Origin of the sequence: Tannerella forsythia (genome assembly GCF_001006485.1) — a bacterium.
Classification (GTDB): domain Bacteria; phylum Bacteroidota; class Bacteroidia; order Bacteroidales; family Tannerellaceae; genus Tannerella; species Tannerella forsythia.
This window is the reverse complement of the sequence record NZ_JUET01000078.1, coordinates 71,689-91,566: the sequence shown is the minus strand read 5'-3', so window position 1 is coordinate 91,566 and position 19,878 is coordinate 71,689. Positions and strand designations below refer to the sequence as shown.

Below are 19,878 nucleotides of genomic sequence, written 5' to 3'. Positions count from 1 at the left end.
TTGCCTCAGCGGATGTTCGCGATGGAGATGATGTCGGCAAACACGCCGGCAGCCGTTACGGCCGCTCCGGCTCCGTATCCTTTGATGATCATCGGATAATCATGATAGCGTTCGGTCGAGATCATGATGATGTTGTTGCTGCCTTCGAGTTCGTAAAACGGATGGTGACTGTCTACCTCCTTCAGTCCGACTTCGCAAGCCCCTTCTTTCATACTGGCAACGAAGCGCATCCGTTTGTTCTCAGCAGCGATTTTCTTGCGTTTTTCTTCGAAGGCGGCATCCAGTTCCGGAATATGTTCCCAGAAGTACTCTACTGTATCGTTGAAATATGCTTCGGGAATGAAGGAGGTTATTTTTACTTCCTTCTGTTCGATCTTGTAGCCGGCTTCGCGTGCGAGAATCACTAATTTACGGATCACGTCCTTGCCGCTCAGGTCGGTGCGCGGATCGGGTTCGGCATACCCGGCGTCTACGGCCATACGGATCGCCTGGCTCAGCGATATGTCTTCGCTGACCGTGTTGAAGATGAAGTTCAGGGTACCTGAAACGACAGCTTCTAACCGTAGGATGTGGTCGCCGCTGTTGATCAAATTGTTCATCGTGTTGATGATGGGCAGGCCCGCACCCACGTTCGTTTCGAAAAGGTATTTTACATTGCGTTTGCGAGCGGTATCTTTCAGCAGCTGGTAAATTTTCTGTTGCGAGGAGGCCGCGAGCTTGTTGGCTGCCACGACGGAGATGTTATTGTCCAGCAGCTTTTCGTAAAGCGCTGTGATTTTCTCGCTCGAGGTGCAATCGACAAAGACGGAGTTGAAAATATTCATCCGGATAATCTCATCGTACAATGCTTCGGGCGAGGAGGGGGTACCCTCTGTCTTTAGCTCTTTAATGCACATTGTCAAATCCAACCCTTCGCGATTCAGCAACATGCGTTTGGAATTGGAGATGCCGACCACATTGATTTTTAGTCTGTTTTGTTTCATCAGCTCGGGTTGCTGCCGTTGAATCTGTTCCAACAGGTGACTACCTACCGTTCCGATACCGACGAGGAAGAGGTTAAGTACCTTGTATTCCGAAAGGAAGAATGAATCATGGATGGAGTTTAACGCCTTACGTAACGACTCAAGTTTGATGACGAACGAGATGTTTGTTTCGGAAGCTCCCTGCGCACAGGCTATGACACTGATACCCGCACTTCCGAGCGTACCGAACAGTTTGCCGGCCACTCCGGGGGTATGCCTCATGTTTTCACCTACAATGGCCACGGTCGCCAGTCCTTTCTGAGCAATCGTCGGATTCATTTCGCCCTGTGAGCGTTCCAGTGCGAACTCATCGTCGAGTACACGTACAGCCAACTCGGCATCCTCATTTTTCACGGCAAATGTCGTGTTGTTTTCCGAACTGGCTTGCGAGACCATGAACACGCTGATTCCGTTTTGTGCCAGCGCCTTGAAAATACGTCGGTTAACTCCGATGACTCCGACCATACCCAGTCCCTGTACGGTGATCAGGCAGGTGTCGTTGATCGACGAGATGCCTTTGATCATGCTCTTCTGCTTGTCGGCGTGCGACTCTTTCGAGATATACGTACCCGGAGCTTCAGGGTTGAAGGTGTTGCGTATACGGATCGGAATATTTTTGCGGAGTACGGGATAAATCGTTGGCGGATAAATAACTTTGGCACCGAAGTGGCAAAGTTCCATCGCTTCGGTGAATGAGAGACGGTCGATGACGTATGCGGAGTCGATGACGCGTGGGTCGGCAGTCATGAATCCGTCGACGTCTGTCCAGATCTCCAGGATCGATGCATTCAGCGCCGCAGCCAGAATGGCAGCCGTATAATCGGATCCGCCACGGCCGAGGTTTGTCACTTCGTCGTTTTCGCAGCTCGATGAAATAAATCCGGGTACAAGTGCCACCTGCGGAAGCGATTGAAACGTTTCGTTGACCCGTTGGTTTGTCTGTTCGAAATCGACGATATGCTTGTTGAATTGCTTGACGGTCTTGATAAATTGACGCGAGTCATATAGCTTGGCGTCCTTGATGATATGAGCGATGATCAACGACGAAAGCCGTTCGCCGTAGCTAACGATCGTGTCCGACGTTTTAGGAGATAAATCTTTGATTAGAAAGACGCCTCGGAAAATATTCTCCAGCTCGTCGAGCGTCTCCATTACCAGATTCTCTACCTTTTCCTGTGCAGCTTTCGGCACAACGCTTTCGATGATGTTGCGATGACGTGCAACGATTTCGGCTAATTCCTGCTGATAGGCCGGATCCCCTTTCGACGCGAGCTCAGAGGTTTTCAGGAGTTTGTCGGTGATCCCGCCCAATGCGGAAACGACAACAATAACCGGCTCTTCAATGGCTTCGACAATCTTTTTGACACTGCGGATACTTTCCGTCGAACCGACCGATGTGCCACCGAATTTCAATACTTTCATTGATGTATGTAATCTGTTTGCTAAACCTGAATCAGACCGCAAAGATAGAGGTTTTTTAGCTGAAAAGAGACACCAGATTTTAAAAATACGGAGCAAGCAAATCAATCTCTGTTTGATGAATAAACTTATCCTTTGGAGGATGGTGTCGTTTCTCTAATGTAAGACATGGATTTTTCAGGATCGGTATGTTTTTACTCCGACAGATAGAATCGTTCATACGGCTAAAGATAACGATGGTTATAAATCTTTCAGCAGAATGTCCTTGTTGGGCAGGTAAAGTTCTTGTCGTTTATCGAGAAAGGTATGCCATTCTTTTCCGAACGTTTCGTTCGTATCAATCTTGAAGTTTTCCGATCCGTGCTCATCGATTTTTCGCAGCAAGAGTCCTACGCTAATCTGATGAATGTCGAAAGCCGGTTGATAATGAACAATACGCTCGTCGTCTTCGTAATTGACTTCAATCAGAATGCCTAACTCGGTAAGTAAACAAAGGATTCTTGTAGTGAGGCGGATAGGTATGCGGTATGACTCCGAAAGCTCGTCGGCCGTGTAGGGCTTTTCTCCTTGTTCGAAGCGTTTTACGATTAGCGTAGCGATAAGGATAGCCAAAAAGTCGTGATACCGTCGACTGATATTTTTGCTGTCGCGTTCGAAGCTGAATTTTTTCACGTTCTGTGAGGCATAAACGATCTCGGCGCCGAACAGGCAGATCAACCACGACACTTGCAGCCATAGCATGAGTAAAGGAAGGGCGGCAAAGCTTCCGTAGATAGCGTTATATTTGCTTACCCAGATCTGTCCGCTGATGTAGAAATTCTGGAAAATCTGAAAGACACATCCAATGATGGTCCCGGCCACCAACGCATTGAGAAAGCGTACCTTCGTATTGGGAACGAAGATATAGAGCAGCGTGAAGAACAGACTGATGATTACGTAAGGCAACAGGCTGAGCGTCAGGTCGGCAATCGGGGTCAGGAAAATAAATTCGTTAAGGTAAGAGTTTCGGATCGTTGAAATGAAGATCGAGAGTCCGCTTGAGCAGGTCATCAGTACGGGTAGGATGACAAACATCGCCATATAGTCGCTTACCTTGCGATGCCACGGGCGGTCTTTTTGTATCTGCCAGATGTTGTTAAAGGTACGTTCGATCGTCGAAATCAGACTGATGACGGTGTAAAAGAGGAGAACAAGTCCTACTCCGATAAACAAGCCTCCTTTGGCCATGGAGAGGTAATTTTCGGCAAAATTGAGTGCCTTATCGATTTGAAACGATTGGCTGGGGAAGAAGTCGTACAGCCCTTTTCGCACGGTGTCGCGAAAGCCGAATCCGCTTGCTATGCCGACAATGACGGCCAATAACGGAACAAGGGCCAATAGCGTGCTGTATGTCAGTGCTGAGGCGCGTGTCTGCAAATTCTCGCTTCTGAAGCCGCGCACGGCCAGAATCACGGTCTTGGCCACGTAAATATAGGATCGGCGTAACCCGCTCATTTCGTTGTCAGCTACCCTCCAAATATCGTAGGTGACGAAGCGAATCAATGATGAAATTCCCTCGCTAATTCGCGTGATGAGCGATTTTTTAGTCGTCTTATTATCCGGCATCGTTATGCTTATGTGTTGTTTATCGTAAAAAAAGGCAGCCGACCTGTAAGCCGGGTTCTGTACTCCGTCACCCCGAAAAGAAAGACGAAGCGTCTGTCATTTATCTTGGATTACCGTCGCCGGCAAACTCTTTGCGGTCTACCCCCCGACATCGGACGAGCCGCCCTCTATCGTCGGTATACATGACCTTACAACCCATCAGACGTACGGACCTCCCGTATTCCGACGGGAGCGGTAAGCTCTTACCTCACCTTTTCACCCTTACCTCGCCTTACAGCGCGGCGGTTCTTTTCTGCTACGTTACTCTGCCCTCGCAGACAGCTTCCCGTTAGGAAGGATGGCGCCCTGTGTTGCCCGGACTTTCCTCTCATCCCCAAAAGAATAAGCGACAGACCGGTCTGCTGCCAAGAGACAAAGATAGTGGAAATAATCGATTCAACGCATTTGGGGGCGCTAAAAAACGTGCACCATAAGCGTGTTTGTTCGTGCGGAAGATTGCCTCTTACTGATTTAGGACATGGAGGGTATGGCAGGCGGTGAAGGCGGCTGTCTCGGTGCGCAGGCGGCTTTTTCCCAATGAAACACCTGTGAAGCCATGCGCTTCGGCCAGCTCCACTTCTTCCTTGCTGAAATCTCCTTCGGGGCCGATCAGTATCAGCGCATCTTCGCCCGGACGGTAGACGGAACGAATCAAAGGCAAATCCTCCGGAGTGTGGCAATGCGCAATCATTTTCCGTCCTTCAAACGGACGAGCAACGAAATCGCTAAAGTCGCTCATTCCGATAAGCTGAGGCAGGCGTGCTTTCTGCGATTGCTTCATGGCCGAAACAAGGATTTTCTCTAACCGCTCGGTCTTTACCTCCCGACGTTCCGAGAAGCGGCAGTTGAGGCATGTCACGGTATCGATCCCTACTTCGGTCGCTTTTTCGAGAAACCATTCCATACGGTCGATATTCTTCGTCGGCGCTACGGCCAGATGTATCCGGAACGGCCATAACGGCGCCTGCGGCAGGTGTTCTACAACCGTTACCCGGCAATATTTCGGATGGGGTTCGGCAATCACAGCCCGGTAAAACGACCCTTTGCCGTCGGTCAGCATCAACGTGTCATCCACTGTCAGACGCAGTACTTTCGTGCAATGCCTCGATTCCTCTTCGGGTAAGAGCGGATTCGTCGCAATGTCGGGAGCGTAGAAAAGCTGCATGCGTGAACTGTCTATATAAGGTGTATCGTTTATTGTATATCGCCGAAATGATCACGGCGGTTCAGTTCGTCCCGGTAAATCTTGGCCGACTCGTATTTCTCTTCGCCGATGGCTTTCTGCATCCGCTCTTCAAGCTCACCGCGTTGCAGCATATTGAGCCATTCGCGCAGTTTCTCCGGGTCGTGAATCTCTTCGGGATTCAGGTCTTTCGATAATACCGGCGCTTCGTTTTCGATCGTTCCTTCATCAATCACCACCCCGCATTGCTGCATGATCGATTCGAGCGTGTATATCGGGCAGTTTACCCGCAAGGCGATCGCTACGGCGTCCGACGTGCGCGAGTCGATACGCACTTCGTTCGTTCCGTCCGAGAAGATAAGCTCCGAATAGAATACTCCTTCCTCGAATCGATAGATGAATACTTCCGAAAGAAAGAGTTTAAACGACTGTATCACCCCGACGAACAAATCGTGTGTCAAAGGACGGGGAGGAGTTAGCTCTTCCAACGCAATCGCGATCGATTGCGCCTCCGAAACACCGACGATGACGGGCAGGCGGCGCGGCCCGTTCTCCGACAAAATCAACGCATAAGCCCCCGACTGGACCTGACTGTTCGTCAATCCCTGCACGATTAATCTGATCTTCTTATCCATTGTTTGATTCCTCCTTCATTTTATTCTTCGCATTGCATTTTCAATGGCTTCGAGTGTTGTTTCCCGCAAACGGATGTACTTCTCTTTATCCAGCAGATAAAGTGCCGGTAATGAACGGAACAGATAGTTGCTTCCGGGGATGATCGACAAATGTTCGTCATACCCGTTGATCCACTGCTCCGGCAGGTGGGAAGCATGGTTTTTCCAAAGCTCCCGGTCATTGTCCGGATAGATGGCCAGTACCTGCAACTTTTTCTCGGCAAAGAGACGATTCAGGATTTCCGATCCGGCTATTTGTTCGGTAAGTAGGCGGCAGTCTTCGCACGTCGGTTCGTAAAAATAGAGCAGTATCCATTCCGATGTAAGCGCGTAAAGCGAATCCTTTTGCCCTGAACCCAATGTATAGGTGAAATTGCCCGCTTTTACCGGAGGGACAGAGGTCTGATGTTCGGCTTTCATTCCGCACAAAGCGGAGAAGAACAAGACAACGCCCAGTATAATCCGTTTACTTTTCATTCTTTTTGTTTTCACCGGACAAAGATAATCATTTTACAAAGAATGACTATCTTTGTGGAGTTTTTTGAAAATTTTAAAATTGTTTTTATGATGAAGTGCATGAATTGTTTATGTGTGATGGTTTTATTCGGAGCCTTAACGGCATGTTCCGAGAAACCGCAAAATGTGTTGACCGAAGAGGAAAAGGCAGCGGGATGGCAATTGCTGTTCGACGGTCAGACGCTCGAAGGCTGGCGTGATTACAACGGTCAGGCCCTGACCGGTCCGTGGGAAGTGGTCGACGGTGCTATTCAGGCCGATGGCGAAGGCAGCGATGAGAACGGATACATCGTGTATGATCGTATCTATGAGAATTTCGAGCTGCAATGGGATTGGAAAATCTCGAAGGGCGGTAACAGCGGATTGCTTTATCACGTTGTGGAGCGTCCGCAGTACAAGGTGCCATACGTGACCGGTCCCGAATACCAGTTGATCGACGACAAAGGGTTTGCCGAACCGTTGGAAGACTGGCAGCGTTGCGGCGTGGATTATGCGATGTATCTGCCCGATTTCGCGACGATGAATGTACGTCCCGCCGGCGAATGGAATACCTCGAAAATCGTCTTCGACAACGGACATGTAGAGTACTACATGAACGGACAGAAAACGATCGAATTCGAAGCATGGTCGGACGATTGGTTTCAACGTAAGAACAGCGGTAAGTGGGAGAATGCTCCCGAATACGGTCTGGCGCGCAAAGGGCTGATATGCTTGCAGGATCACGGTTATCCGGCATGGTTCCGCAACATTAAAATCCGTGAATTACCACGCAAGACGGAGGAAGAAGAATTGTTTAACGGCAAAGACCTGACGGGCTGGGATGTGTACGGAACGGAGCAATGGTATGTACAGGACAGCCTGCTCGTTTGCGAGAGCGGTCCCGACAAGCAGTACGGTTATCTGGCCACATGCAAATATTATAACGATTTTGAGTTGACGGCCGACTTCAAGCAGGAAGCCGATGGCAACTCGGGTATCTTCATCCGTTCGTTCGTAGAAGAAGGAGCGAAAGTGAACGGCTGGCAGGTGGAGGTGGCTCCAAAAGGATTCGATACGGGCGGTATCTACGAGTCGTATGGCCGCGGATGGCTGATCCAGATTCCGGACGATCGCGAAAACTTCCTCAAAGAAAGAGAGTGGAACACGATGCGTATCCGGGTGGTCGGCAATCAGGTAACGACTTGGTTGAACGGCGAACAGATGGTCGATATTCAGGACGAGAAGATCGGTGCCGGTCAAGGCCGTATCGCTCTGCAAATACATGACGGAGGAGGTATTAAGGTGCTTTGGCGTAACATCCGGGTGAAAACATTGTAATCATTCCCTCACCAATAACGATCCGGAAGATGAAAAGAACGATATGGCTGGGAGCGGTCGTTACACTTATATGCAGCCTATTACCGACCGTTTGTCCGGCACGGGACAAGGCTGAGAAAAACGGTTGGCGGTTGTCCGTGCAATCGTATTCGTTCCATAAGTTCACGCTCGTAGAAACGCTCGACAAAGTAGCGGAGCTGGGGGTTCACAACATCGAGGTCTATCCCGGCCATAAACTGGGCGGACAATGGGGCGATCGGGTGTTTGGCTACGATCTCGACGCGCAAACGCGCGAAGAGCTGAAAGCGCTTGCCGCCTCAAAGCAGATCCGTTTCGCGGGTACCGGCGTGTACATGACCAACGATGCCTCGACATGGGAAAAGATGTTTCGACTGGCCAAGGATATGGAGATGGAATTTATCTCGTGCGAGCCGGCCACGAAAGACTGGGATCTGATAGAACGTCTGGCCAAACAGTACGATCTGAAAGTGTCCGTCCATAATCATCCGCAGCCGTCGGACTATTGGACACCCGAAAACGTGTTGAAACAGATCTCGACGCGTGATGCACGCATCGGTTCCTGTGCCGATGTCGGTCATTGGCGTCGCGAAGGGCTTGATCCGGTGGAGTGTTTGAAAATGTTGCAGGGACGTGTACGGTCGCTTCATTTCAAAGATGTCGCACCGAAAAAGGAAGGTGTGGCCTGGCAGGATGATGTGATCTGGGGCACCGGCAGTCTGGATATGAAAGGCATGCTCGAAGAGTTGAAACGTCAGCGGTTTGAAGGCGTTTTCTCGATTGAGTACGAAGCCAACTGGGAGAACTCGGTACCGGATATCCGGAAATGTATCGAATATTTCCATCAGACGGTCGAAGAACTGTTTCCCTAAACTTCTTCCTTCGGATTCACAAATAGAAAGAGGGTGTGCCGGAGCTTTTCGCTCCGGCACACCCTCTCTTCTTATGCGCCCGTTCGATACGTGTTTATCGATCCGTTCGATATGAATGACACTTCATCTCCTTTTTCCGACTGTTGCGCTCTACTTTACCGTTATCAAAGTTTGTAGCTGTAAATCGCGGCCAGCACTTTGTGGTATTCGCTTTGCAGTTGCAGATGATAGTCGGTGCTCTGATATAGCGTGCCGATGCTGACGAAATACTCGATCATGGAGATTTGTCCGGCTTGCAACGCTTTATTCAGCAGGTTCAGGTTGTCCTGATTTTTGAGTACGGTATCAAATTCGTCCATCGAAGCGCGGAGTACCTGCAACCGGTGATAGAGCTGCATCAGGCGGTTCTTGGCCTGTACCGCAGCGCTCTCACGTTGCAACTCTACATAATGACTTTGACGGTGCGCCTTCTTCACCTGATGGCGGTTTGAAAAGAGCGGGATGCTCATTCCCACGACGAAGCCGTTGTATCGATCTCCACCGGTGGCCGTGTTCAGCCGATAGCCCAGCTCCAGTCCGGGCAGCCCCTGAGCGCGGCTTACGCCGATCTGCCGCTGCGCTTCGGCCTGCCGGTATTGCAACGTCTGTAATGTGGCGTCGGCGGCCAGCGCCTCGTCACGTAACGCGTCCCACGAGGACGGTTCGGCAGGCGAGGGGTAAACCGTATCGGTGAATGCGACGGGGTGTCCGCCGTTCAACGTGGCCAATTCGCGCAACTTGCCTTCGCGTTCCGTCTCGTTCAGCCGTTCTTCCGTCTTTACGTTTAAGAGCTCGAGCTTGATTTTATTCGTCTCCAGTATATTGGCATTGCCTTTCTTCAAACGCTCGTCATACAGCTCCGCCAGCCGCTCGGCGTCGCGTCGCCGTTCGCGAAGGAGCTGTCGACGCCGGTTAAGCCACACTAAATCGAGGCAGACCTCTTGGGCATTGAGCAATACCTGACGACGCTCACCGGTGTATTGCGAGGCGAAGAGTTGTTGGCGAACGGTCGTCAGTTTGCTGCGTTGCCCGTAAACCGTGGGGAACTCGAACGACTGCGACGCGACCAGCTCACCCTGTACGCCCATCTCCGCACGATTGCCGTATTGATGCGAATAACTCACCGATGGATCGGGCAGGTTATTCTCACTTTTCGATTCGAGCAACTGCAACTCGTAATACTGGCGGGCGGCCTGCAACTCGCGGTTATTCGTTTCCACTTGACGCAATACCTCGTCCATCGTCGTCTGCGCTTGCGCCACGATGGTCAGCAGCACGGCAAGTCCTGCTATCATATATTTTTTCATACGTCTTGCTTTTTATGGATTAAAAGATACATAATCGGGATGATAAAGCCGTTTAACAGCGTAGAGGTCAACAATCCGCCCAGAATCACGACAGCCATCGGGCTCTGAATTTCGTTACCCGGCAGATCGCCTCCCAAGGCCAGCGGAACGAGCGCCAGCGCCGAGGTAAGCGCCGTCATCAGAATGGGGTTAAGCCGGTCTGATGAACCTTGCCTTACACACTCAATCAATGACAGCCCACTGCGTTTCAGATCGTTGTATCGATCGATCAGAAGCATGCCGTTGCGTGTGGCAATGCCGAACAGCGAAATGAATCCGATGATGGCGGGGATGCTGATGATTCGGTCGGCAAAGAAGATGGCAAAGATGCCGCCGATGAGTGCCAACGGAAGATTCAACAGTACGACGGCCGACTGCTTCATGCTCCTAAACTGGTTGTAAAGCAGCAGGAAGATAACGAAAATAGACAGGATAGAGGCGACGAGCAGCGTGCGCGATGCAGCCTGCTCGCTCTCGAACTGTCCGCCGTATTCGATGTGATACCCTTCGGGAAGCACGATCTGCTCATCGATCCGTTCGCGTATCCGGTGGACGATACCCCGCAGGTCCCCGCCCGACACATTGGCCGAAACGACGATCTTGCGACTGACGTTCTCGCGGCTGATCGTATTCGGCCCGCCGGACGAAACAATGTCGGCCACGTAGCTCAGCGGTATTTTCCGCCCGTCGGCATCGATGATCAGATCACCGATCCGGTCGATGCCGCTCCGGCTCTCGTCATTGACCCTTACGGTCAGATCGAAGGAGCGATTGCCTTCATACACCTGCGAAACGACCTCGCCACCGAGCATAACCGATACATACTCTCCGAACTCGGAAGGGGGGATGCCGTATTTGGCGAGCATCTCGCGTTTCGGCTCGATTTTGATCTGAGGACGTTCGATCTGCTGCTCTACGTTCAGGTCGGCAATCCCCTCGATATCGGCGATACTCGTCTTAATCCGGTTGCCGAGCGCGAACATACGGTTCAGGTCCGTACCGAACAGCTTGATGGCAATATTGGCTCGTGTGCCTGATAACATCGCGTCGATACGGTGCGAGATGGGTTGTCCGATCTCAATATTTACTCCCGAAAGCGTTTTCAGCTTCTCCCGCACTTCCTCGACGACCTCTTCTTTCGACCGTCCGGAAAGCTCGAACGGCGCTTCGATTTCAGAGACATTGACCCCCAACGCATGCTCGTCTAACTCGGCGCGTCCGGTCTTACGTGCCACCGTCCGTATCTCCGGAATCGAAAGCAGTAACTCTTCCGCCCGGCGACCAACCTTGTCCGACTCTTCGAGCGAGATGCCCGGCAGTGTACTTACGTTGATCGTAAACGAACCTTCGTTGAACGACGGCAGAAAACTGTTTCCCAACATGAAAAAGGCGACGAGCGCCACGAGTGCGATCCCACCCGTAATGCCGAGCGAAGCCTTCCGATGGGTCAGCGTCCGGTCTAAAGCGCGTTCGTAAGCCGCCTTGAGATGACGCACCACGAACGGCTCTTTGTTTTTCTTTGTCTGGCGGTCTGCCGTGAGCAGAAAACTGCATAACACGGGGGTCAGCGTCAACGCTACGAGAGTAGAGGCAAACAGCGCCACAATAAAAGCCACGCCCAACGGCGCCAGCATCCGTCCCTCCATACCCGAAAGGAAGAACAACGGCACGAAGCTGACGACGATAATAAAGGTTGAGTTCAGGATTGGCATCCGCACCTCCTGCGAGGCATCGAACACGACGGCAATCACTCCGCGCCGCTCGGCCTCGGGCTTCTGCCGGTTCTCACGCAGACGTTTGTAGACGTTTTCGACGTCGACGATCGCATCGTCAACGAGTGAGCCGATCGCAATGGCCATCCCTCCGATACTCATCGTGTTAATCGTCAGCCCCATCAATCGTAACACGACGATGGCAACGAGGATCGACAAAGGAATGGTGACGAGCGAGATCAGGGTGGTTCGTGCATTCATCAGGAAGATAAACAGGATGATCACGACGAAAACAGCCCCTTCGATCAGCGATCGCCGAATGTTGCCGATCGAACTTTCGATAAATCGTGACTGTCGGAAGATATCGGTTGCCACCTGCACATCACGGGGCATCGTTTTTTGCAATTCGGCGATGGAAGCGTCGAGCTTCCGCGTCAGATCGAGCGTGCTCGTATGCGGCTGTTTCGTGACCGTCAGCAATACGGCCGGCTTGGCGCGGTGCGATGCTACGCCGAGTTTCGGCATCTTCGCGCCGATACGTACATCGGCCACATCGCCCAGCAAGAGCGGTACCTCGCCCACGCGTTTCAATACGGCTTTCGAAAGGGCATCGACGTCGTTGGTGGAGATCACGCCATGGATGATGTACTCGTTTCCGTATTCGTATAATACCCCGCCCGACGCGTTTTGATTCATGTCGCGAACTACTTTCATCACCTCGTCCAGACCGATCCCGTAATGCTTCATCTTTTCAGGATTCAGCAACACCTGATATTCCCTGATATCGCCTCCCAATACGGCTACTTGCGCTACTCCGCCCGTAGACAACAGACGCGGACGAATGGTCCAGTCGGCGATCGTTCGCAGTTCCTCCATCGAGGTCGTATCGGCCGTCAGGCCGATAATCATCATCTCGCCGAGAATAGACGATTGCGGCCCCAGCGTCGGTCTTCCTGCGTTCGGCGGTAAAGATTCGCCGATCATAGCCAGCTTTTCCGATACGATCTGGCGCGCACGGTAAATATCCGTCCCCCAGTTAAACTCGACCCATACGACCGAGAAGCCGGTTGTCGACGATGAACGTACGCGACGCACATCCGTCGCTCCGTTGACGGCCGTCTCTACCGGAAAAGTGACCAACCGCTCTACTTCCTCGGGAGCCATCCCTTTTGCCTCGGTCATCACGACTACGGTCGGAGCATTCAGGTCGGGGAAGACATCCACGTCCATGTTCATGGCCGTATACGTACCGGCAAAGAGCAATAATACAGCTGCGGCAAGCACGATCAGCCGATTATTCAATGAAAATCGTATAATATTATTCAGCATATCCGTCCGGTTTTTAATGACTGTGACTGTGACCTTCCGGAATCACGCTTGCATTGGCCGCCAGCTTCAGCTGGTAAACACCCTGCGTCACGACGCGATCTCCCACATGTATCCCGGAAAGAATCTGCACGCGCTCACCGTCGTCAGCTCCTAAGGTAACTTCTCTTTTTACGTAACCTTCTTCGTCGAGTTGAACATACACAAAATGAACCCCTTGCTCCTCCGTTACAGCCTTTATCGGCAAGGTTATCACATCGGGACGCGGAGTGGAAAGCAGATACACTTCGGCGTAAGCGCCGGGCATGATATCGCCGATATTGTCGAACTCGAAAGTGACGGGAATATAGAACGAGGCTTGTCCTGCCGACTTCCCGAACGACAGCAACCGCCCTTTCAGTTCGCTCAGTTTGTATATCCGGTCGCTGTAGGATACCTTGAAATTCGCACTCCCGATGTGCTGTAAGTCTCTGAAATATTTTTCAGGAACCTCGGCACGCAATTGTAACCGCCGGTTCTGTGAAACGGTGGCGACAGGCTGGCCGACTGCCACAAACTCTCCCTGATTGACAAACCGGTTTTTGAGGTATCCTGCGATGGGTGTCGTAAGCCTTACGCCGTGCACTCCCGCTTTGCCGGCAAACGCCCGATAGGCGGTCTTCGCCGTTTCGTAACGGAGGCGAACCTGCTCGAATTCCTGGGTCGAGATGATTTGATCCTTCACTAACTCTTCGGCGCGTCGGAATTCTTTCTCGGCGGTTTCATACGTAATCCGGGCCTGCGCCACCGGATCACCATTGGCAATATCTTTGGCCGAGATCGATGCGATCGCTTCGCCGGCACGTACCGCCACTCCCTCGACTGCAGAACCGGAAAAAGAAAGGATACCGTTCGATGTCGCGGCTATCGTCACCTCGTCACCTTGTGCCGACAGGATTTGTCCGCCGGCTTTGATTACCTGACAAAACAGACCGGGCTCTGCGGTGCTGACTTCCAGACCTACGGCCTTGGCCTGTTCGGCTGTAAAAATAATCTCGTTATCTATGGCTTCATGGGTGTCTTCTTTATAGTCGTGATCATGCTCCTCCCCTTCATGGTCATGGTCGTGTTTATGGTCATGCTCATGTTTATGATCATGATGTGAATGTTCATCATGAGCGTGTTGATGTTCGTCTTTTTGTGTGGATGAGCCGCCACACCCGGCAAGTATGCAGGCGCAAACTGCCCACAATAAAATAAATGATCGATGTTTCATAATTGACTTTTTTAATGAATGAACAATCGCTGAATATAGTACGTCTGCAATCAGCCTGAAATGATTTTCGGTTCATTAAAAAAGAGGCGGGGCGCGCAGTCCCGAAGCACGTGTAATCCACGTGTCGCGAAGCGCTTCGATATAAAAGGAGAGATGTTTTCGGGAGAAACACAGACCGGCTTGTTCCAATTCGGCCGGATAGAGATAATTCAGTAATACGAAGAAAGGAATGAGAACAGGCGTCACAGCCGCATGGCTATCATGATCCTGTGTCAGGGTGACGGACACGGTCGCCCCACAATCATCGCATGTCTGTAAAGGATGGTGATGAAGATGGCTGTTCGGAGAGGTTTCGCCGCACGTATGACAGCAGGCATGTTTTGCTCCGTCTCCCCAAAAAGACATAAAACAAACTTTCCCACCATCGTGATGATGATGTGGTGCCGTCGCCGAAAACAGGAAGAATACACTGCTTATCCATACGACCCATTGCATGATATGTCGTTTATGCTTCATCCGAGGACTTTTCATCCGGTGGACAAAGGTATATGTTTTTTAAGATGATGACAAATTAAAAACCGTTTTCAGCTCCGAAAAGTCCGAAATTACAGCGTCAGCCGTCTCGTTACCGGCATATTCTTTCCAACCGATGTTTTTGAGCCAGACCGTACGGCAACCCACAGCGGCGGCAGGAACGATATCCTTATCGTACGAGTCTCCGATCACAGCGATATGAGCAGCCGGTATGTTCAGGGCGCTGATTCCCAACCGGAAGATTTGAGGATCGGGTTTGCGGACGCCCACCGTCGCTGACTCGATAAGGAGCGGGAAATACGCATCGAGACGGAAATCTTTCAATACCGTCCGAAGGTTTCCGTAAAAATTGGAAACCATGACCAGCGGATAACTGTCGGCCAGCACCTCGATAACAGGGCGCGCCGCAGCGGTCGACCGCGCAGCGAATGTATAGCATCGCCCGGCCAGGCTTCGTTTCAATTCGCGTGAGGCTTCCATGTCCGACAAATACCGATTCTCACGAAGCCACTCGATTTGCAAATCGGTCTTAATACGCATCATATCGGCAAACGTATGCTCCGGTTTTACCAAAGGAAGTTGCCCCATCGTCCGCTCGGCATACACGTAAGCCTGCCGGAAAACGTCTTTCGTGACGGGAACAGCCTCCGCCTGATAAGCCTGCCAGATCACTTCCGCCCAATGCAATCCGTTACTGTCGATCGTACCGCCGTAGTCGAACACGATCCCTTGAATAGTTTTTATGTTGATCATTGCTGTTGGTTCTTTAATGAGGGGGTAAAGTCGGTGCAAATACGTTCATGCTTCGTCACCATGTAAACGAGCATGACATTGAGCACCGTCAGTTCGAAAACGAAATAAAGCCACGGCTGATCGATCAAAAGGCTTACGAATAACGCAATAACACGTGTATTGAACGAAAGCATATTCGTATATTTCATCAACGGCAGACTTTTCGTGCGGAAAGCTTTGCGAAACCATTCCGGCGCTTCTCCGTGATAATCGTTCCGGACGATGTCCATCATCTCCTGAAAGCGCGGCGTCCATCGTTCCTGTCCGCGTGTGTAACGCAGGTAAAACATCTCAAAGAGTTTATAGATAAAATCATGTCTCCATGTCATCTTCTCGAAATTCGCCTTTACGGCCGGTGAGTGTGACAACTCGCTGCCGGCTTTTCCTTTCAGAAAAAGGAGATGGATGTTCCGGTAGTAATCGGCCATGGCGGCTTGTTTGCCGTGGAAGACTCCCGTAACGATAGCCATTAGCCAGATCCATCCGCCCCAAACCGGCATGAGTCGCAAACAGATGGCGACATAGATGGCAAAGAACCATACATCGCCGCAGAAGCCGTCGAGGATCCTTCCCAACGGTGATTTCTGCCCGGTCATACGCGCCAGCTGACCGTCGGCGCTGTCGTACATATTGGCCCAGACAAGGAGTAACATCCCGATCACATTGATTGTCGGCGAAGGGTAGTAAAAACAAATACCGGCGGCAATCCCGATAAAGATTCCCGCTACGGTAACGGCATTCGGCGATATACCCATCCGCTCGAACAGTAAGGCCCATCGATAGCCCAGCGGACGATAAAAATGTATATCAATAAACTCTTCCGTATCCAACGATTTGAGTGTGGACTCCAAATCCTTTGTCTGTGAGTTGCGTGTCATCATTGTTTCATGAAACGGTAAATACATTCGGCAATATGGGGTGCCGCTTCATCACGACAAGGTGCAAAACTCGGCCAGTCGTTGAAGTCGATCAGTCGTACCGTGCCGTCTTCCGATACAATGCAGTCGCCACCATAAATATGGACGTTCAACACCTGGGCTGCCTGATCGCACATTTTTCGTAAATAATTCAGATCGAATGAAAATCCCTTGGCTGCACCGTTGATTTGTTCAAGCCCGAACTTTCCGTGATGCATCTCGAACGGATAAAACCAATAGAAGAAGTCCGTTCCGTACACCCCGTAAAATTTGACCAGATCGCCGACCAGATGTTCATTTATCACTGCGGTTTCAATTCCTCGCACGGCAAACTCATGAAAAATACCTTTGGCCTCTTCGCGATGACGAACATAGGTCACGTCTTCACGATGGATGGCATGGAAATCTCCGCGTTTGATCCAGCAATGATGCAGGCCGGCCTCCTCGAGCGCCTCCGTCGGATCGTCGTCCGTTTTAAGTATCAGGCTCTTCGGATGGGCTATTCCGGCAGATAGCAAAAGACGCGTCATCTTCTCACGGGTGCAATTCTCGATACCGTAGCCCGAATTGATGACCTTGCATCCTTCGTCTTCCATACGTTGCAATTTACGTACCATCTGTCGTTCACGTGCCATGTTAAAAACGATATTGGCATCGATGTCCCGAACTAACAGGTCCGATTCGATGTATTCGTTCACCGTGCATCCCATACGGTGCAGATGCTCTGCCGTCAATGAAAAAATGGCGGCATCGTTTCCTACATGATTCGGTGAAAAACGGTTTTCCCTGCGAATACCGGCTACCTTATGCGTATTCATGTTGATTGATTATTAAAACCCTATCCGAAGAAGTACGTATCATGCCAGAAATGTTTCTGCCTTAGCCAGATCACTGATATGATCGATATCAATAATTTTATGAAACGGATAGGCCTTCAAATGCAAACCTTCGCTCACCAACAGGCGCTGATAGTTGCGCATCCGTGAGATTCCTTGTTCCATTGCCTGATCCAACGCCGGTAACACAGTATTTCTCAGGCAGTAAATTCCTCCGGACACATAACGGCAGGGTTCGTCTGTCGCATCGAGGAAAGCTTGGATCATGTAATCATCGTCTGTCTTTACGTAGAGCGGCTTCTCATCGTCTACGAAACTTGTAACGGCCATCAAGCCATCCAAAGTCGATGTCTGCTCGAATGTACGGATATATTGTGTAAATTCATCTTCCTGAAAAATCGTATCGACCGTGGTCAGACAAAACCGATTGCCGGTCAGGAAGCGGCTTAATGCATGAAAACTATGCATCGAGCTGGGGGTGGATTGTACCAATAAATGAAACGGTACCGGCAGCGAAAGAGCTTTCAGGTGCGCCTGCACTTCCGTCATCTCTTCATTCACGATGATACTGATCGACGTGGCGTGATGCCTCAAAAAAAGATGAATCAGCCGGTCGATCAAGGGGACTCCGTGTAAGCGGAGCAAGGGTTTGGGAGTCTTCATCCCTTCCTGAACGAGGCGTGAACCCTCACCGGCAGCGATAATTGCATAATCCATAGTATGTTTATTTTGGGTCGGCAAAGATACCGCTTTTCCTGCAAATAACGAAATCATCATTATCCCAATAAGCACATCAACAGTATCTGCACAAGGATGACTCGTGCAAACATGCCTAACGGATAAACCGTGGCATAAGCAATCGAAGGATTGTCTCCGGATATCGTTTCATTGACGTAGCTTAATGCCATCGGATTAGCCATACTTCCGCACAACATGCCCGAAACCGTCCCAAAGTCGATCTTCATGACTTTTAAAGCAACGACTCCTACGATAATGGTAGGTATAAGGGTTAACCCTGCGCCGATCACAATCCACAAAAGCCCTTCGGGGCGAAACACCGTTTCGAAGAAGTGTGTGCCCGCGTCCAACCCTAGACATGCCAGGTACATGGAAAGACCGATCGCACGAAGCATCAGATGGGCACTGCGAGTTGTGTAAGTAATCATGTGTATGCGGGGACCGAATGTGCCCAGTAAAATGCCGACGATAATAGGACCTGCCGCTAAACCCAATTTCACCGGTGTAGCGATGCCCGGAAATGAAAACGGCACAGATCCTAAAGCCAGCCCCAAAACGAGACCGATAAAAATCACGACGAGGTTGGGCTCTTCCAGATCTTTGACGGCATTCCCCAATACCTGCTCTACGTTTCGGATCGCTGCAGCCTCGCCCACTACCGTCAACCGGTCTCCTAACTGGAGCACCAATTCGGGAGTGGCAAGCAACTCCACCCCTGAGCGAAAAACACGACTGATATTGATTCCATAATGATTGCGTAAACGGAGAGAACCTAATTTTTTGCCGTTCAACGCTGCACGAGTCACCACAATACGTTTTGAAACTAACTCCGTATCAATAGCATTCCAGTCGATATCCTCCTTGTTCCAGTCCGTCTTTTCCTGCTGACCGAACAGGAACGTTAAGGCTTGCACATCTTTTTCCGATGTGATAACCAATAATCTGTCATTCTCTTTCAAGATTTTTTCCGACGTTGGAATGCTTACATGCCCGTCTCTCCATAAACGTGAGATGATAAATTTCAGATCACTCATCCGAACAATTTCCTTGACACTTTTTTCAAAGACCGCCGGATTATGCACTTGAAAAGCGGCTACATATACTTTTTTTAAATCATCCTTTTCAACGTTGTTCAGTAGCTCCTCACGAACGAGTGTTTTCCGGATGAGTAAGATTGCAAAAATCACCCCGACCACCCCTAAAGGATAAGCCACGGCGCAGCCTAAAGCAGGGATGTTGCTGTCCAGTCCGATCTGTTTTAAGGTCTGCTGTGCCGCTCCCAAGGCCGGTGTGTTGGTCGTGGCTCCGCAAAAAATACCAACCATATCCGGTAACGATACCTCTGTCAGATGCGATAGCAGAACGGTCAACCCGCTTCCGATTAAGATAAGCGCCATCGATAGCATATTGAGCATGATCCCTTCTTTACGAAACGAATTAAAGAAACCCGGACCGACCTGTAACCCGAGAGAGTAGATAAAAATGACTAATCCGAAGCTTTCAGCATAAGCCAGCATTTTATCATCTATGGAAAGCCCGAAATGCCCGGCTAAAATACCTGTAAAAAAGACGAAAGTAACTCCCAAGGATATTCCACCGATATGTATTTTACCCAATGCCAATCCTACCGCAACGATGAGTGAAAGCACAACCACTGCCTGCATGGGGGAGTGTTCTACAAATAAACCGTTCAACCAATCCATCTTCACCTGTTAAAA

Annotated in this window: 16 protein-coding genes and 1 other RNA gene; 2 read left to right on the top strand and 15 right to left on the bottom strand. The window is 50.6% G+C overall.

Features of this window, described 5'->3' with window-relative positions; translation table 11 throughout:
- Nucleotides 1-5: 5 nt before the first annotated feature.
- The 6 genes from thrA to Tanf_RS07770 all read right to left on the bottom strand — a co-directional run bounded on the left by thrA (nt 6) and on the right by Tanf_RS07770 (nt 6,419).
- Complete coding sequence (gene thrA / locus Tanf_RS07790) at nt 6-2,444, bottom strand: bifunctional aspartate kinase/homoserine dehydrogenase I (protein ID WP_046825474.1); 2,439 nt, start codon at nt 2,442-2,444, stop codon at nt 6-8.
- A gap of 237 nt (nt 2,445-2,681) precedes the next feature.
- A complete protein-coding gene (locus Tanf_RS07785; protein WP_046825473.1) occupies nt 2,682-4,046 on the bottom strand; it encodes a YihY/virulence factor BrkB family protein in 1,365 nt (454 codons plus the stop codon).
- Nucleotides 4,047-4,076: 30 nt separating this feature from the next.
- An RNA gene (rnpB, locus tag Tanf_RS13850) (RNase P RNA component class A) lies at nt 4,077-4,451 on the bottom strand.
- Between the two features lie 97 nt (nt 4,452-4,548).
- Nucleotides 4,549-5,250: a 16S rRNA (uracil(1498)-N(3))-methyltransferase gene (locus Tanf_RS07780; RefSeq protein WP_046825472.1), complete on the bottom strand. Its 702-nt coding sequence runs from the start codon at nt 5,248-5,250 to the stop codon at nt 4,549-4,551.
- A gap of 29 nt (nt 5,251-5,279) precedes the next feature.
- Nucleotides 5,280-5,903 (bottom strand): bifunctional nuclease family protein, encoded by a 624-nt coding sequence (locus tag Tanf_RS07775; RefSeq protein ID WP_014226249.1) that lies wholly within the window; start codon nt 5,901-5,903, stop codon nt 5,280-5,282.
- 15 nt (nt 5,904-5,918) lie between these two features.
- A complete protein-coding gene (locus Tanf_RS07770; protein ID WP_052449049.1) occupies nt 5,919-6,419 on the bottom strand; it encodes a thioredoxin family protein in 501 nt (166 codons plus the stop codon).
- Nucleotides 6,420-6,536: 117 nt separating this feature from the next.
- Between Tanf_RS07770 and Tanf_RS07765 the strand changes: the two genes are divergently transcribed.
- The gene (locus tag Tanf_RS07765) at nt 6,537-7,775 is read left to right on the top strand and encodes a 3-keto-disaccharide hydrolase (protein WP_046472706.1); all 1,239 of its coding nucleotides are present in this window, start codon (nt 6,537-6,539) and stop codon (nt 7,773-7,775) included.
- Nucleotides 7,776-7,804: 29 nt separating this feature from the next.
- The gene (locus tag Tanf_RS07760; RefSeq protein WP_046825471.1) at nt 7,805-8,665 is read left to right on the top strand and encodes a sugar phosphate isomerase/epimerase family protein; all 861 of its coding nucleotides are present in this window, start codon (nt 7,805-7,807) and stop codon (nt 8,663-8,665) included.
- Between the two features lie 164 nt (nt 8,666-8,829).
- Here Tanf_RS07760 and Tanf_RS07755 read toward each other — a convergent pair whose 3' ends face one another.
- The 9 genes from Tanf_RS07755 to Tanf_RS07715 form a co-directional block, all read right to left on the bottom strand.
- A complete protein-coding gene (locus tag Tanf_RS07755) occupies nt 8,830-10,011 on the bottom strand; it encodes a TolC family protein (protein WP_046825470.1) in 1,182 nt (393 codons plus the stop codon).
- Entirely contained in the window at nt 10,008-13,091 is a 3,084-nt protein-coding gene (locus tag Tanf_RS07750; RefSeq protein WP_046825469.1) for an efflux RND transporter permease subunit, read from the bottom strand. The genes Tanf_RS07755 and Tanf_RS07750 overlap by 4 nt, the downstream gene beginning before the upstream one ends.
- A gap of 13 nt (nt 13,092-13,104) precedes the next feature.
- Entirely contained in the window at nt 13,105-14,343 is a 1,239-nt protein-coding gene (locus tag Tanf_RS07745; protein ID WP_046825468.1) for an efflux RND transporter periplasmic adaptor subunit, read from the bottom strand.
- A gap of 75 nt (nt 14,344-14,418) precedes the next feature.
- Nucleotides 14,419-14,859, bottom strand: coding sequence for a DUF6769 family protein (locus Tanf_RS07740; protein WP_046825467.1), 441 nt, complete (start codon nt 14,857-14,859; stop codon nt 14,419-14,421).
- Nucleotides 14,860-14,898: 39 nt separating this feature from the next.
- On the bottom strand, nt 14,899-15,630 hold the full coding sequence (locus Tanf_RS07735) for an HAD family hydrolase (RefSeq protein ID WP_014226241.1): 732 nt from the start codon (nt 15,628-15,630) through the stop codon (nt 14,899-14,901).
- A complete protein-coding gene (locus Tanf_RS07730; RefSeq protein WP_046825488.1) occupies nt 15,627-16,547 on the bottom strand; it encodes a CDP-alcohol phosphatidyltransferase family protein in 921 nt (306 codons plus the stop codon). Before Tanf_RS07730 ends, Tanf_RS07735 begins: the two co-directional genes overlap by 4 nt.
- Entirely contained in the window at nt 16,547-17,404 is an 858-nt protein-coding gene (locus Tanf_RS07725) for an ATP-grasp domain-containing protein (RefSeq protein WP_014226239.1), read from the bottom strand. The genes Tanf_RS07730 and Tanf_RS07725 overlap by 1 nt, the downstream gene beginning before the upstream one ends.
- Before the next feature lie 39 nt (nt 17,405-17,443).
- Nucleotides 17,444-18,139, bottom strand: coding sequence for a sugar phosphate nucleotidyltransferase (locus Tanf_RS07720; protein WP_046825487.1), 696 nt, complete (start codon nt 18,137-18,139; stop codon nt 17,444-17,446).
- Between the two features lie 59 nt (nt 18,140-18,198).
- Entirely contained in the window at nt 18,199-19,863 is a 1,665-nt protein-coding gene (locus tag Tanf_RS07715) for a putative transporter (RefSeq protein WP_046825466.1), read from the bottom strand.
- Between the last annotated feature and the right edge of the window lie 15 nt (nt 19,864-19,878).

Excerpts from the sequence above, each read along its gene's own strand:
- thrA (WP_046825474.1), bottom strand. The coding sequence starts at position 2,444 with ATGAAAGTATTGAAATTCGGTGGCACATCGGTCGGTTCGACGGAAAGT.
- Tanf_RS07785 (WP_046825473.1), bottom strand. The coding sequence starts at position 4,046 with ATGCCGGATAATAAGACGACTAAAAAATCGCTCATCACGCGAATTAGC.
- Tanf_RS07780 (WP_046825472.1), bottom strand. The coding sequence starts at position 5,250 with ATGCAGCTTTTCTACGCTCCCGACATTGCGACGAATCCGCTCTTACCC.
- Tanf_RS07775 (WP_014226249.1), bottom strand. The coding sequence starts at position 5,903 with ATGGATAAGAAGATCAGATTAATCGTGCAGGGATTGACGAACAGTCAG.
- Tanf_RS07770 (WP_052449049.1), bottom strand. The coding sequence starts at position 6,419 with ATGAAAAGTAAACGGATTATACTGGGCGTTGTCTTGTTCTTCTCCGCT.
- Tanf_RS07765 (WP_046472706.1), top strand. The coding sequence starts at position 6,537 with ATGGTTTTATTCGGAGCCTTAACGGCATGTTCCGAGAAACCGCAAAAT.
- Tanf_RS07760 (WP_046825471.1), top strand. The coding sequence starts at position 7,805 with ATGAAAAGAACGATATGGCTGGGAGCGGTCGTTACACTTATATGCAGC.
- Tanf_RS07755 (WP_046825470.1), bottom strand. The coding sequence starts at position 10,011 with ATGAAAAAATATATGATAGCAGGACTTGCCGTGCTGCTGACCATCGTG.
- Tanf_RS07750 (WP_046825469.1), bottom strand. The coding sequence starts at position 13,091 with ATGCTGAATAATATTATACGATTTTCATTGAATAATCGGCTGATCGTG.
- Tanf_RS07745 (WP_046825468.1), bottom strand. The coding sequence starts at position 14,343 with ATGAAACATCGATCATTTATTTTATTGTGGGCAGTTTGCGCCTGCATA.
- Tanf_RS07740 (WP_046825467.1), bottom strand. The coding sequence starts at position 14,859 with ATGAAGCATAAACGACATATCATGCAATGGGTCGTATGGATAAGCAGT.
- Tanf_RS07735 (WP_014226241.1), bottom strand. The coding sequence starts at position 15,630 with ATGATCAACATAAAAACTATTCAAGGGATCGTGTTCGACTACGGCGGT.
- Tanf_RS07730 (WP_046825488.1), bottom strand. The coding sequence starts at position 16,547 with ATGACACGCAACTCACAGACAAAGGATTTGGAGTCCACACTCAAATCG.
- Tanf_RS07725 (WP_014226239.1), bottom strand. The coding sequence starts at position 17,404 with ATGAATACGCATAAGGTAGCCGGTATTCGCAGGGAAAACCGTTTTTCA.
- Tanf_RS07720 (WP_046825487.1), bottom strand. The coding sequence starts at position 18,139 with ATGGATTATGCAATTATCGCTGCCGGTGAGGGTTCACGCCTCGTTCAG.
- Tanf_RS07715 (WP_046825466.1), bottom strand. The coding sequence starts at position 19,863 with ATGGATTGGTTGAACGGTTTATTTGTAGAACACTCCCCCATGCAGGCA.